This is a genomic window from Streptomyces sp. NPDC059851 (assembly GCF_042732005.1).
In the GTDB taxonomy this organism is placed as follows: domain Bacteria; phylum Actinomycetota; class Actinomycetes; order Streptomycetales; family Streptomycetaceae; genus Streptomyces.
Genome location: NZ_JBHWJJ010000064.1, coordinates 1 through 13,687, shown reverse-complemented (window position 1 = coordinate 13,687; position 13,687 = coordinate 1). Strand labels below are relative to the sequence as shown.

The 13,687-nt window shown below is 73.9% G+C and carries 11 protein-coding genes and 1 pseudogene; 6 read left to right on the top strand and 6 right to left on the bottom strand.

The features are described 5' to 3' along the window. Positions 1-215 precede the first annotated feature (215 nt). Positions 216-1,415, bottom strand: coding sequence for a thiolase family protein (locus ACFV7Q_RS21760; protein WP_385430687.1), 1,200 nt, complete (start codon positions 1,413-1,415; stop codon positions 216-218). 152 nt (positions 1,416-1,567) lie between these two features. After that, complete coding sequence (locus tag ACFV7Q_RS21755; protein ID WP_385430685.1) at positions 1,568-2,689, bottom strand: LacI family DNA-binding transcriptional regulator; 1,122 nt, start codon at positions 2,687-2,689, stop codon at positions 1,568-1,570. A gap of 412 nt (positions 2,690-3,101) precedes the next feature. Between ACFV7Q_RS21755 and ACFV7Q_RS21750 the strand changes: the two genes are divergently transcribed. Further along, a complete protein-coding gene (locus ACFV7Q_RS21750; protein ID WP_385430684.1) occupies positions 3,102-4,580 on the top strand; it encodes an amidase in 1,479 nt (492 codons plus the stop codon). A 117-nt stretch (positions 4,581-4,697) separates the two neighbouring features. Here ACFV7Q_RS21750 and ACFV7Q_RS21745 read toward each other — a convergent pair whose 3' ends face one another. Then, complete coding sequence (locus tag ACFV7Q_RS21745; RefSeq protein WP_385430682.1) at positions 4,698-5,546, bottom strand: TIGR02452 family protein; 849 nt, start codon at positions 5,544-5,546, stop codon at positions 4,698-4,700. 131 nt (positions 5,547-5,677) lie between these two features. On the opposite strand from ACFV7Q_RS21745, the gene ACFV7Q_RS21740 reads away from it, so the two are divergent. The 4 genes from ACFV7Q_RS21740 to egtD are packed head-to-tail and all read left to right on the top strand — an operon-like array spanning position 5,678 to position 10,225. Next, positions 5,678-7,051, top strand: a complete 1,374-nt coding sequence (locus ACFV7Q_RS21740; RefSeq protein WP_385430680.1) for a glutamate-cysteine ligase family protein — start codon at positions 5,678-5,680, stop codon at positions 7,049-7,051. Continuing rightward, positions 7,048-8,424 carry an ergothioneine biosynthesis protein EgtB gene (gene egtB / locus ACFV7Q_RS21735; protein ID WP_385430678.1) on the top strand — a complete coding sequence of 459 codons (1,377 nt, stop codon included), beginning with the start codon at positions 7,048-7,050 and terminating at the stop codon, positions 8,422-8,424. The genes ACFV7Q_RS21740 and egtB overlap by 4 nt, the downstream gene beginning before the upstream one ends. Then, entirely contained in the window at positions 8,424-9,182 is a 759-nt protein-coding gene (egtC, locus tag ACFV7Q_RS21730; RefSeq protein WP_385430676.1) for an ergothioneine biosynthesis protein EgtC, read from the top strand. Before egtB ends, egtC begins: the two co-directional genes overlap by 1 nt. Next, positions 9,179-10,225, top strand: a complete 1,047-nt coding sequence (gene egtD / locus ACFV7Q_RS21725) for an L-histidine N(alpha)-methyltransferase (RefSeq protein WP_385430675.1) — start codon at positions 9,179-9,181, stop codon at positions 10,223-10,225. The genes egtC and egtD overlap by 4 nt, the downstream gene beginning before the upstream one ends. A gap of 239 nt (positions 10,226-10,464) precedes the next feature. Here the strand turns inward: egtD and ACFV7Q_RS21720 are convergent. The 3 genes and pseudogenes from ACFV7Q_RS21720 to ACFV7Q_RS21710 form a co-directional block, all read right to left on the bottom strand. Then, a pseudogene (locus ACFV7Q_RS21720) lies at positions 10,465-10,992 on the bottom strand (lysophospholipid acyltransferase family protein); the annotation flags it as partial. Further along, positions 10,989-11,813, bottom strand: coding sequence for a GNAT family N-acetyltransferase (locus ACFV7Q_RS21715; protein ID WP_385430673.1), 825 nt, complete (start codon positions 11,811-11,813; stop codon positions 10,989-10,991). The gene ACFV7Q_RS21715 and the pseudogene ACFV7Q_RS21720, both read right to left, overlap by 4 nt. Positions 11,814-11,947: 134 nt before the next feature. Further along, on the bottom strand, positions 11,948-13,210 hold the full coding sequence (locus ACFV7Q_RS21710; RefSeq protein WP_385430671.1) for an extracellular solute-binding protein: 1,263 nt from the start codon (positions 13,208-13,210) through the stop codon (positions 11,948-11,950). 165 nt (positions 13,211-13,375) lie between these two features. On the opposite strand from ACFV7Q_RS21710, the gene ACFV7Q_RS21705 reads away from it, so the two are divergent. Next, positions 13,376-13,591, top strand: a complete 216-nt coding sequence (locus ACFV7Q_RS21705) for a dodecin (protein WP_385430670.1) — start codon at positions 13,376-13,378, stop codon at positions 13,589-13,591. The last annotated feature ends 96 nt before the right edge of the window (positions 13,592-13,687 follow it).

The following is a 13,687-nucleotide window of genomic DNA, read 5'->3' as shown; positions in this document are numbered from 1 at the left end:
CGCGGGGCCTCCGGAAGGGGGTCGGCGGAGCGGCTGGCGGCGGGGGCGGCGGAGCAGCAGCAGCAGGCGCCATCGTGCCAGACCGGAGGCATCACATCTGTTCAGTTATAGGGCAGTTGAGGGGCGGCGGTGACCGAAAACGATCGCCGCGCCCCCGCGGCTGCTGCCGTCACCGACGGCCCCCGCGGCCGCTCCGGTGGCAGCGCTCCAGGAGCTCAGCGCTCCAGGACCAGCGCGATGCCCTGTCCGACCCCGATGCACAGCGTCGCCATGCCCTTGCCCGAGCCGGCCGCCGCGAGCTGGTGGGCCACCGACCCGGCGAGGCGGGCGCCCGACGCGCCGAGCGGGTGACCGATGGCGATGGCACCGCCGCGCGGGTTGACGACCGCCGGGTCCAGCTCCGGCCAGGCGGCGAGACAGCCCAGCGCCTGCGCCGCGAAGGCCTCGTTCAGCTCCAGCACGGAGAGATCCGACAGGCCGGTGCCCGCCTTGACGAGTGCCCGCTGCACGGCGTCGACCGGGCCCAGCCCGAACAGCTGCGGCTCGATGCCGGTCACCGCCGAGGCACTGATGCGGGCCAGCGGCTCGCGGCCGGTGGCCGCCAGCCCGGCCTCGTCGGTCAGGAGCAGCGCCGCGGCGCCGTCGTTGAGCGGGGAGGCGTTCGCAGCAGTGACCGTACCGCTGCCGTCGGTGCGGAACACCGGCTTCAGGCGGGCCAGCGACTCTGGGGTGGACCCCTCGCGGATGCACTCGTCGCGGAGGAGGTCGACCCCCGGGTACGGGACGACCTCGTCGTCGTACAGCCCGGCCGACCAGGCCCCGGCCGCCTTGCGGTGGCTCTCCAGTGCGAACAGGTCCTGCGCCTCGCGGGTGATGCCGTGCTTCTCCGCGATGAGTTCGGCGCCCTCACCGAGCGAAACGGTCCATTCGTCGGGCATCCGCGGGTTGGTCATGCGCCAGCCGAGCGCGGTGGACCACATCTGCTGGTGGGTGGAGGGGAAGGGACGCTCGGGCTTCTGGACCACCCAGGGGGCGCGGGTCATCGACTCCACGCCGCCCGCGATGGCGATCGACGAGTCGCCCAGGGCGATGGCGCGGGCGGCCTGGATCACCGCTTCGAGTCCCGATCCGCACAGCCGGTTGACGGTCACGCCGGGCACGGTCACCGGCAGGCCCGCGAGGAGGACCGCCATGCGGGCCACGTCCCGGTTGTCCTCGCCGGCGCCGTTGGCGTCGCCGAAGACCACGTCGTCGATCCGGGCCGGGTCGAGGGAGGGCGTACGGTCCACCAGTGCGCGCACCACGTGCGCGGCGAGGTCGTCCGGGCGGACCCCCGCGAGGGCGCCGCCGAACTTGCCGATCGGGGTGCGGACGGCGTCGACGACGTACACGTCGCGGACGGTGCGGATGCTCATCGCGTCTCTCCTGGGCGGATCCGTGCGGGCGGCGGCGGGACGGTGCCGCCGTCGGCACCGGGCACGACGCCGGGCGCGCCCGGTGGGGCGCGCCCGCAGTGTCCGTCCGCAGGTCACCGCCTGTCAACGGCGTCCGGGGTCGGGCGGCGCGCTCAGGTGGACTCGCGGTGGACGGCGGTGACGGCCACCGGGCCGTACCGGTCGGCGGTCCCGGGCGACTCCCGCACGGCCCGGTCCACCAGCTCCGCGAGGTGGTCTCCGGTCGGCATCGCGATCCGCACGGTGCTCAGTCGGGGCCGCAGCAGCCGGCCGAGGAGCAGGTCGTCCGCCCCGATGACGGCGACGTCCTCCGGGACCCGCAGCCCCTCGTCCAGCAGGGCGCGCATCAGCAGCATGGCGTACTCGTCGTTGTAGGCGAACACCCCGTCCAGGCCGAGGGAGCGCCAGCGCGCGGCGAGCTCCGCGGCCGACTCCTCCGTATAGGCCATCGGAAGCGGTACGACACCGGCGCCGGAGACGGTGCCGACGTCGGCGGCGGCGGCGCCGGACGGTCCGTCGGCGGACGGGGCGGATGGGGCGGCCGGGCTGACGGCACAGCGGACGGCGGAACGGGCCCCTTCGAGGCGGGACCGGGCGGAGGGCGCCGGTCCCTCCTCGACCGGGACGACGACCCCGATCCGCCGGCGGCCGCGTTCCAGCAGGTGGGCGGCGGCCCGCACACCGATCTCGGCCTGGTCCGTGACCAGGGCGTGGGCTCCGGGGACCGGGGCCGGGCCCATCGTGATCACCGCCCGGGCCCCGGCCCGCTTGAGGGTGTCGACGTTGCGGGCCGAGAGGGTGATCCGCCCGAGGCAGACCACGGCGACGGGGCGCAGCTCGGCCCAGGCGCGGGTCGCCTCGTCACCGCTCAGGCCGAGGCTGCCGTACTGGACCACCGTGTAGCCGAGACGGCGCAGCGCCCGCTGGAGCTGGTTGAGGAAGGCGCTGTGGAGCGGGCCGACCGGCCCCTCGGGGGCGGGCAGCAGCACGATCCGGGTGTGGCCGGCACGCAGGCTGCGCGCGGCGGCGTGGGGTACGTACCCGAGCTCCTCGGCGGCCTGGCGGACCTTGCGGCGGGTCGGTTCGCTGATGCGGACCGCTGCGGCGTCGTTGAGGACGTACGAGACCGTCGCGCGCGAGACACCGGCGAGTCGGGCCACGTCGGCGCTGGTGGGCACGGACGGCGGCGTCGGCGCCGGGGTGGACGGTTTCGGCGGCTTCGATGACTGTGACATTGCCGTGGCATCCTTCCAGACCGTTCGCGGCCGGCGTCGGGCGTTTGGCCGGAATCGGGTCCGGGCCGCGGCCTCCCGTCGTGGCCCGGACGGGAGCCGGTCGTCCGTCGCGGCAGGACCCGTCCGGACCGCCCCGCCCCCCGGGACCGCCAGCAGGAGCGGATGCGGCCCTCCCCCGGCCCGTGCCGGTGTCCCCCGCCCGCGGCCGCGGGGCTCTGGCGCGATCACGCCCCTACGGGCCCGGGGTGGCGTCCGCACGGTGTACCGCGAGCCGGTTCGTAGGGGGGCGGCGTGCTCCGACCCGTGCTGGGGGGTGGCCCGCGCCGTGCGGAGCGTCGACCCTCTAGGGAATCCCGGGCCATGGGGTTACCGTCAGTCCTACTGATCGGTAACGGGGAGGGGTTGAGGGGCGATGGCCGTCTCGTCTCGTACACAGGCACCGGTCGCCGGCCTGGCGGCCATGGCGCGCGATCTCGCCGAAGGGGTCGTCTCCTCACGCGAGTTGACCGAGCGGGCGCTGGACCGGATCGCCGCCGCCCAGCCCCGTCTGAACGCCTTCCGCATCGTCCGCGCCGAAGCCGCACTGGCCGAGGCGGACGCCGCCGACCGGCGGCTGGCCGCCGGCGAGCGGCTCCCGATGCTCGGTGTGCCGCTGGCCGTCAAGGACGACATGGACGTGGCCGGGGAGCCGACCGCGTTCGGCTGCGCCGGGGACTTCCCGCCGAAGGCCGTCGACAGCGAGGCGGTGCGCCGGCTGCGCGTGGCCGGCGCGGTCATCGTGGGCAAGACCCATACCCCGGAACTGGGGCAGTGGCCGTTCACCGAGGGGCGCGCCTTCGGCGCGACCCGCAACCCGTGGAACCCGGACCACACGCCGGGCGGCTCCTCCGGCGGTTCGGCGGCCGCCGTCGCCGCGGGCCTGGTCCCGGCGGCCCTCGGCTCCGACGGGGCCGGGTCGGTACGGATCCCGGCGGCCTGGACGCATCTGGTCGGGGTGAAGCCGCAGCGGGGCCGCATCTCCACCTGGCCGGAGCCGGAGTCGTTCCACGGACTCACCGTGAACGGGGTGCTGGCCCGTACGGTCGGGGACGCCGCCCTGCTGCTCGATGCGGCGAGCGGCCCGCACCCCGGCGACCGGCACCGCCCCGCCCCGATCCCGGCGGTAGAGGCCGCACGCCGTACCCCGCGGCGGCTGCGGATCGCCCTGTCGTTCGGGACGGCGTTCACGGCGACCCCGAAGTCCCTCGACCCGGAGATCCGTTCGGCGGTGGAGCGAGTCGCCGGGCGGCTGGAGTCGCTGGGCCACGAGGTGGTCCCGGAGGACCCGCGGTACGGCCAGATCGGCTTGACCTTCGTCCCCCGGGCCACCAGGGGCGTACGGGACTGGGCCTCCCGCGTGCCGGACACCGGACTGCTGGACCCCCGCACGCACGGGGCGATGCGCACGGGCCGGATCCTGGGCGGACTGCCGCTGCGCGCGTCACGGCGGGCGGAGTCGTACCTGCGGTGGCGGATCGGGGAGGTCTTCGGCCGGTTCGACGTGGTCCTGACGCCGACCACGGCCGCACCCCCGCTGCGGATCGGCGCCCTGGCCGGCCTGAGCGCGATGGCGACGGACCGGGCGATGATCGCCGCCTGCCCGTACGCCTGGACGTGGAACGTCCTGGGCTGGCCCGGGGTGAACGTCCCGGCGGGGTTCACGGCCACGGGCCTGCCGATCGGAGCCCAACTCCTGGGCCCGGATTCCTCGGAGCCCCTGCTGCTGGGCCTGGCCGGCCAACTGGAGGGGGAGGAGCGGTGGCAGGAGCACTGGCCGGCGGAGACGGGGATCGAGACGGGAACGGAGACGGAGACGGAGACGGGCGGAGCCGCAGCCCCGCACCGCAGCTGAGCCCCGCTCACCGGCTGGTCAGGGAAGGGAGCGGGTGACGCTGGAGTCGACGAGCTGCGCGCCGGTATCACCGCCCTCAGCCGCCCTCAGCCGCCCTCAACCCTCCCTCGACCTCCCTCAGCCGCCCTCACCGCCGCCCGCCGATCCCGTGAAGGCCCGTTCGAAGGCCTTGCGCGGCGCCGGGTCACGGTCCAGGACGGCGAAGACGACCCGTTCGAAGATCCCGGTGAAGCGCCCCTGCAACAGGCCCCGGAAGGCCTCGGCGACGTCCGCCGGCTCGTTGCGGAAGACCCCGCACCCCCACGCCCCCAGCACCAGCCGCTGGTAGCCGTGCAGGGCCGCCGTCTCCAGGACGCGCTCCGCGCGCCGGGCCAGGGCGGCCGGGATCTCGGCGGCGCGTTCCGGCTCCTGGCGGCGGATGGTGCCGGCGTTCGGGGCCGGGGAGGTGAGGAAGCCCACCCGGAAGGGCTCCTCCAGGAACTCGCCGCGGTCGTCGCGGAAGACGGGCACCCCGGGCGAGTGAATCACCCGGTCGGTGTAGAAGGTGCTGCTTTCCGCGCGGTGGACCTCGTAGTACTCCGGGGCCTGGAGAAGCGTCTCGTACAGGGCGGACGCCCGACACAGCGCCTCCTCCTGGGCCGTGGCCCCGCGGACGTAGCCGCCCCCGGGATTCCGGGCCGATGCGAAGTTCAGGACGGCCACCGCGCCCGGTCCGGGGGCGTCCGCGGCGAGCCTTCGGGCTGCGACCGTGCTGCTCTCCCCGGTCACCTCGATGGCCGTCCGGTGTCGCCCGGCCGGAAGTCGTCCGTCTGGAATGACCTGGTTCGGCCCATATATCCTGGTTCCCGCCGTGGCTTCCGCCAGGGCGGCGGCCAGGGAGACGTGCCGCCCCGACCGCGTCCGGTACCCACCGGACGCCAGGATCGTCGCGTTCTCCCGCGCGATCTCGCGCAATCTGCTGCTCACCGGGCCATCATCAGTCGCAGTTGGGCACTCGGACCACTCATATTTGCGCAAACGCGACCGGATTCGGCTCTTCAGCCGGACAAGGACGGGTAGGCATGGTCAGGTCACAGTCCAGGACAGGAGATTCGGCCATGCCCCAGGGCTCACCCGCTCCATCCGCCTCACCGTCACCCGCTCCACCGACCTCCCCCTCCCCCATCACCGAGGCCGCCGCCGAGGACCTCGTCCACGGCATCTGCTTCAAGACCGGCCCGCCCCGCGTCCTCGGCGCCGAGCTCGAATGGCTCGTGATGGACGCCGAGCGGCCTGGTGAGCCGCTCCCGCCCGATCGGCTGACGGCCGCGCACGACGCGGCCCGCGCACTCCCCCTGCACTCCCGCCTCAGCATCGAACCCGGCGGCCAGCTGGAGCTCAGCTCGGCCCCCGCCGACTCCCTCTCCGCCTGCGTGGACGGCTTGCGGGCCGACCTCGCCGCCGTACGGAGCGCGCTGGGCTCCCAGGGCCTGGTCCTGCGCGGCATCGGCCGCGACCCCCGCGCCCCCGTTCCCCGGCTGGTGAGCAGCCCCCGCTACGACGCCATGGAGGCGTACCTCGACCGCTTCGGGCCGGCGGGGCGCGCCATGATGCGCACCTCCGCGTCCGTACAGGTCTGTGTGGACGCCGGCTACGAGGAGCCGGGCCCGCTCGGTCACGGGCGGCGCTGGCGGCTGGGCCACCTGCTGGGTGCAGTGTTCGTGGCGGCGTTCGCCAACTCCCCCGCGACCACGGGTCCGTACGCCGGATGGCGGTGTGCCCGCCAGGGGATCTGGCGGGACCTGGACGCCCGGCGGGCGCTCGCCCCGCCGTTGGACGCCCAGCCCCGGTCGGGGTGGGTCCGGCACGCTCTGGACACCGAGGTCATGTGCATGCGGTCGTACGGCGACGGACCGTGGACGGCGCCCCGGGGGATGACGTTCCGCGACTGGTTGCGCGCCACGTCACCGCCACGGTCCCCGTCGTCCTCGTCCTCGTCCTCATCCCAGCCGCGCCGCCGTGCCGGCGGCGCCCTGCGCCCGCCGACGGCCGAGGACCTCGCGTACCACCTGACCACGCTGTTCCCACCGGTGCGCCCGCGCGGCCACCTGGAACTGCGGATGATCGACGCGCAGCCCGGGGACGACGGTTGGCTGGTCCCGGTCGCGGTCGTGCACGCGCTGTTCGACGACCCGCAGGCCGCCGAGACCGGGTACCGGGTCGCGAAGGCGCTCGCCGACCGCTACGGGCCGGTGCGTGCGCCCCGCAATCCGCTGTGGCAGTCCGCGGCCCGTTACGGCCTGGCCGACCCCGAGCTGAGGGCGGCGGCCGCCTTCTGCTTCCGGTCCGCGGCCGAGGCGCTGCCCCGGCTCGGGGCGAGCTCGCACGTGCAGGACGCGGTGGGCGCCTTCATCGAGCGTTTCGTGCTGCGCGGGCGCTGCCCGGCCGACGAGGACGCGTACCGACTCACCGGGACGGGGGCCCGCCCATGACCGCTGAACCCTTCGTGACTTCCGAACCCTCCGAACCCTCCGAATCCTTCGGTTCCTTCGGTTCCTTCGTGCCCGTCGAGCCTGCGGCCCTCCGCGAGCGGGCGCTCGAAGCCCTGACCGCGGCACGGATCCGTACGGCCGGGTTGACCGATGCGGTGACGGACGAGGACCTGACGGCCCAGCACTCGCCGTTGATGTCCCCGCTGGTGTGGGACCTCGCGCACATCGGGAACCAGGAGGAGTTGTGGCTGCTGCGCCGGGTCGGCGGCCGTGAGGCCATGCACCCGGAGATCGATCCGCTGTACGACGCGTTCGAGCATCCGCGGTCCGAGCGGCCGAAGCTGCCGCTGCTCGGGCCCGCCGAGGCCCGCCGGTACGCGGCCGACGTGCGCGGGCGGGTGTTCGACCTGCTGGAGCGGACCCCGCTGGAGGGCACCGGGCTGCTCGACTCGGGCTTCGCGTTCGGGATGATCGCGCAGCACGAGCAACAGCACGACGAGACGATGTTGATCACACATCAGCTGCGGCGTGGGGCCCCGGTGTTGGCGGCCCCCTACCCGTCGCCGCCGCCGGGGCCGCCGCCGGAGGCGTCCGAAGTGCTGGTTCCCGGGGGCCCGTTCACCATGGGGACCTCGGTGGAGCCGTGGGCGCTGGACAACGAGCGGCCCGCGCACGTCCGGGAGACGGGTCCGTTCTGGATCGACACGGCGCCGGTGACGAACGCCGCGTACCAGGCGTTCATCGCGGACGGCGGCTACGTCAACAGCCGCTGGTGGGCGCCGGAGGGCTTCGAGCAGGTCCGCAGGCACGGGATCGGTGCGCCGTTGTTCTGGTACCGGGAGTCCGGCCAGTGGCTGCGCCGCCGGTTCGGGGTGACCGAACCCGTGCCGGAGGAGGAGCCGGTCCTGCACGTGAGCTGGTACGAGGCGGACGCGTACGCGCGCTGGGCGGGCCGGCGGCTGCCGACGGAAGCGGAATGGGAGAAGGCGGCCCGCCACGACCCGGTGACGGGACGCTCCACGCGCTACCCGTGGGGGGACGCCGACCCGATGCCCGTGCACGCCAACCTGGGGCAGCGACACCTGCGTCCGGCCCCGGCGGGCAGCTATCCGGCGGGGGCCTCCCCGCTCGGGGTGCGCCAGCTGATCGGGGACGTGTGGGAGTGGACGTCCTCCGACTTCCTGCCGTACCCGGGGTTCCGGGCGTTCCCGTACCGGGAGTACTCCGAGGTGTTCTTCGGGCCGGAGCACAAGGTGCTGCGGGGCGGCTCCTTCGCGGTGGACCCGGTGGCCTGCAGGGGCACGTTCCGCAACTGGGACCTGCCGGTACGGCGGCAGATCTTCTCCGGGTTCCGGACCGCGAGGGACGTCTGATGTGCCGCCACATCGCCTTTCTCGGACCGGAAGTGCCTCTGGGGCGGCTGCTCAGCGATCCGGAACATTCACTCGTGCGGCAGTCGTGGGGGCCGCGCAGGCAGCGCCACGGCACGGTCAATGCCGACGGCTTCGGAGTGGGATGGTACGCGGAGGGGGATCCGGTGCCGGCCCGCTACCGGCGGGCGGGGCCGATATGGGGAGACCTGACCTTCGCGGACCTGGCCCGGGTGGTGCGGGCCGGTGCGGCGCTGGCCGCCGTACGGGACGCCACGCTGGCGGGGGCGGAGGGGGAGGCCGCGGCCGCCCCGTTCGCGGGTGGGCGGTGGCTGTTCAGCCACAACGGCGCGGTACGGGGCTGGCCGGGTACGGCGGCTCCGCTCACGGCGGGCCTGCCGGCCGCCGACGTGTTGTCGCTGGCCGCGACCACGGATTCGGCCCTCGTCTGGGCGCTGGTGCTGCACCGGCTGCGCCGGGGTGACGATCTGGGCACGGCTCTCGCCGAACCGGTGCGGGAGCTCGCCGAGGCCGCGCCGGGCTCCCGACTGAACCTGCTGTTGACCGACGGCCGGGCGATCGCCGCGACGGCTTGGGGCGATTCGCTGTGGTACTTGGCCGATCCGGCGGCGCAACGCGTCGTGGTGGCCTCGGAGCCGTACGACGACGACCCGCGCTGGCACGAGGTGCCCGACCGGACCCTGCTGACCGCCCGTCGCACACGGGTCGACCTGACCCCCCTCAAGGAGACCGTCCAGTGAGTGATTTCCAGTTGACCCGCACGCTCGACGAGCACACCGCCGATTCCGCGCTGCGCGAGGACGTCCTGAACGGGCTGACGCGGTCACCGAAGGTGCTGCCGCCCAAGTGGTTCTACGACGCCCGCGGTAGCGACCTGTTCGACGAGATCACCCGGCTGCCGGAGTACTACCCGACGCGCGCCGAGCGGGAGATCCTGCTGGCGCGGGCCGCGGAGATCGCCGCGGTGAGCGGGGCCCGCACGCTGGTCGAGCTGGGTTCCGGTTCCTCGGACAAGACCCGGCACCTGCTCGAGGCGATGCCCGCGCTGGACACGTACGTCCCGGTGGACGTCAGCGCGAGCGCGCTGGAGGGCGCGGCGCAGATCCTGCAGGAGGAGTACCCGGGGCTGCGGGTGCGTGCGCTGGTGGCCGACTTCACCCAGCCGCTGCGGCTTCCCCGGGCGCCCGGGCCGCGGCTGGTGGTGTTCCTCGGGGGCACGATCGGGAACCTGCTGCCGGCGGAGCGGGCGGCGTTCCTGGCGTCCGTGCGGGCGATGCTGTCGCCGGGGGACGCGCTGCTGATGGGGACGGACCTGGTGAAGGACGAGTCCGTGCTGGTGGCGGCGTACGACGACGCGCAGGGGGTGACGGCCGAGTTCAACCGGAACGTGCTGGCCGTCATCAACCGGGAGCTGGGGGCGGACTTCCGTACCGAGGATTTCGACCACGTCGCCGTGTGGAACCGGGCGCAGGAGTGGATCGAGATGCGGCTGCGCGCCCGGTCCGAGCTGGTGGTGAAGGTCCGGGCCCTGGACCTGCTGGTGCCGTTCGAGGAGGGTGAGGAGATCCTGACGGAGGTGTCCGCGAAGTTCCGTCAGGACGGCGTGCGCAAGGAGCTGGCGGCAGCCGGTCTGGAACTGACCCGGTGGTGGACGGATACCGGGGGCCGGTTCGCGCTGTCCCTGTCGGTGGCCGACGGCGGGTCCGGCTGGGCGGGCAGGCCCGGCAGCGGCGTGGAAGGGGCGGGGACGGAGGCCGGGTCGCCCGAGGTGATCGCGGCCTGAGCCGCGGCCGCGAGGTCCCGCCGGTGCGCGTAGCGGCCCGGCGGGATCCGCGGCAGCAGCCGTACCTCGGCCCGGATGCCGCGGGCGCGGGCGATCCGCCACAGGGAGGCGGTCAGCGGGTCGTCGCCGACGAAGGAGGCGGCCCCGGCGGTGTCCCCACCGGGCAGCCGGTAGTCGAGCCGTACGGGCTGGACGGGGACGCGCGCGTCGAGGGCGGACTGGAACGCGGCCCGCCGGAAGGGGCCCCGGGCGCGGCCGCACCAGGTGCTGCCCTCGGGGAACACGGTGACCCGGTCGCCGGCGAGCAGGGCGCGGGTGAGGGTGGCGACGGTGTCCGGGAGGGCGCGGATCCGGTCGCGTTCGATGAACAGGGTTCCGGCCCGTGCGGCGAGCCGGCCGAGGCCGGGCCAGGAGCGGATGTCGCTCTTGGCGAGCATCCGGGAGGGCAGGACGGCGGCGACGAGCGGGATGTCCAACCAGGAGATGTGGTTGGCCACGACGAGGCGGGCGCCGTCCGCGCCCGCGCTGCCGTGGACGGCGATCCGCAGCCCGAAGGCCCGCACCAGCGCGGCAGACCAGGCCCGGATCACGGTGTGCCGCGGGCCGGCCGGCAACAGCCGGACCGGTGGTGCGCCCAGGGTGCCGAGGAGGACGAGGGCGGCTGCGCCGGTGAGCCGCAGGGCTGCGCGCGAGATGGCGACGGTGTGTCCGTCGTGGCCGGCGCAGTCCTGCGGGGTGCAGGGGGAGGTGGGCAGCCAGACGCTCATGAGGTCGGGGCGAGCGAGAGGAAGTGCTTGAGGTAGCGGGGGTTGGTGCGGCGCAGCGAGAGCAGGACGTACAGGTCGGCGCAGCCGAACTCGGCGTCGAGGGCGGGCTCTCCGCAGACCCAGGCGCCGAGCCGCAGGTAGCCGCGCAGCAGCGGCGGGAGCTGGGTGCGCTCGGGGAAGGTGATGCCCTCGGGGTTCCACGGGACGTGCGGGGTGACGCGGTACTCGTCGGGTGCGAGGTTGCGGGTCAGCACGTCGTCACGGGCGGCGGCTGCGAGGACCCCGCCGTCGGCGAGCGGTATCGAGCAGCAGCCGGCGAGCCAGTTGTGCCCGGAGCGGTCCATGTAGCGGGCGAGGCCGGCCCAGATCAGGGCGATGGCGGCGCCGTTGCGGTGGTCGGGGTGGACGCAGGAGCGGCCGACCTCCACCAGGTCGGGGCGGATGGGGGCGAGGGCGGAGAGGTCGAACTCGCCCTCGGAGTAGAGGCGTCCGGCCACGGCGGCGCGCTCCGGGGGCAGGAGCCGGTAGGTCGCGACGACCTGTTCCGTTTCCTCTTCGACGACGAGGAGGTGGTCGCAGTACGCGTCGAAGGCGTCGGAGTCGAGGCCGGGCTCGGGGCCGTCGAGGCGGGCGCCGAGCTCGCCGGCGAAGACCTGGTGGCGCAGCCGTTGGGCGGCGCGGACCTCGTCCTCGTTGCGGGCGAGGCGGACGGCGTACCGGGGGGTGACGGCGTGTTCGGGGGTGGGGGTGGGGGTGAGGAGGGCGGGGGCGGGAGCGGCGATGGGGGGAACGGCGGACGGCGAGAGGGGGGCGATGGTCATGGCGGCTCCTGGTCCGGGCACGGAGTGCGGGCCGCAGGTGTGGCGACCCGGCTCCTTTACTTCTTCCGTGACCGGCTGGATTCGACATGACCGCTTCGCGGCCCGCGGATGTGCGGAGGCTGAACTCGGCGGGGTCAGCGGGCGGAGTTCAGTACCCTGCTGATCGCCTCGGAGGCGGCCCTGGCGGCCTTCTCCGGGTCCTGGCCGGTGAGGACGGCCGTCATGTAGGGCTTGATCGGGTTGTCCGCCTCGACCTCGGCCCAGCGGGCGGACTTGGGGGTCGCCCGGCCCTGTGCGGCGCCGACGGCCATGGTCGCGGCACCCTGGTCGCCCTCGACGACGTGCGCGAGGGTGGTCTTGTTCGGCACGTAGCTCATGGCGCGGGCCAGTTCGGTCTGCCACCGCTCGCTGACCAGGTCGGTGATCACGTCGATGGCGTGGTCACGCTGGCCGGTCCGCGCGGGCACGATCAGGACGGAGCCGCCGGTGAACACGGCGCCGGGCTTGTCGGAGGTCTTGCCGGGAACCGGGAAGAAGCCGAGCTTGCCCTTGAGGGCGGGGTTGGCGGCCTCGATGGCCGCGGCCTGGCCGGGCGGGGCGATGATCTGGGCGACCTTGCCCCGGGCGAAGACCTCGGCCTGCGGGGGCGTCTCCTCGTCGGCGTCCTTGGGGCCGTCGCCGAGGGCCTGGAGCTGCTTGTAGAACTCCATGCCCGCCAGGGCCCGGTCGTCGTCCAGGGTGCCGCTCCACTTGCCGTTGCCGTCGGTGGCGAGGTCGCCGCCCTCGTCCCAGATGAACCCCGACAGGACGTACCAGTTCTGGCCGGGGAGGTAGATGCCCTGCTGGTCGCCCTTGTCGAGCTTCTGGGTGGCCTGGATCCACTCCTGGCGGTTCCTGGGCGGGGACTTGACGTTTGCGTTCGCGAAGAGGTCCTTGTGGTAGATCACGACGCGGTTGGCCGCGTACCAGGGAACGCCGTACTGGGCGCCGTTGATGCTGCCGGGGTCGGCGAGACCTTCGAGCCAGTCCTGGTTGCCCCACTTGCGGAGCCCTTCGAGGGTGAGCTCGGAGAGGCCGCCGTTCTCGATGTACTGGGCGACCTGGGTGTTGCCGACCTCGATGACGTCGGCGCGCTCGGTGCTCCTGCCGGAGAGCACGCCGTTGACCTTGTCCCCGATGCCCGTCCATTCCTGGATCCTGACGTCGAGGTCGACGCCGGGGTGGTCCTGCTCGAAGGAGGCGGTGAACCTCGTGGTGAAGTCCTCCGAAGCACTGCCCTTCATCAGCCAGAGCGTCACCTTTTGCGGCCGGGGGGCCGCACCTCCCGGGCTGCTGCACCCGGTGAGTGCGGCCGCGGCAGCGAGGGCGGTGCACACGGCGGGGAAACGCGTCTTCACGAAGGGCCACCTTCCGCGGGTGATCGGAGATGGCTTGAAAATTGGCATAGACCAATGGGTGGGTCAAGGCTCTTCCACCCGGGAATTGTCGTGCCAAAGTTCGCGGACCGGGGCGTACTGGGGCACCGTAGAACACGACAAAGCCCCCACGCTCGGGAGAGCCCCATGTCCAACCACACCTACCGGGTGACCGAAATCGTCGGCACGTCCACCGAGGGCATCGACCAGGCCATCCGCAACGGGATCGCCCGGGCCAGCCAGACGCTGCGCAATCTGGACTGGTTCGAGGTCACCCAGATGCGCGGCCACCTGGAGAACGGCCAGATCGCCCACTACCAGGTCGGACTGAAGGTCGGATTCCGGCTCGACGAGGGGGACTGAGACGCCGCGGGGCCCCCGGGGGGCGCCCCCGGGCCCCGCCGCCCGGCGTCGCGGCAGAGAGGGGTGAGGGTGGGCCCACCCCCAGCAGCGCGGGCC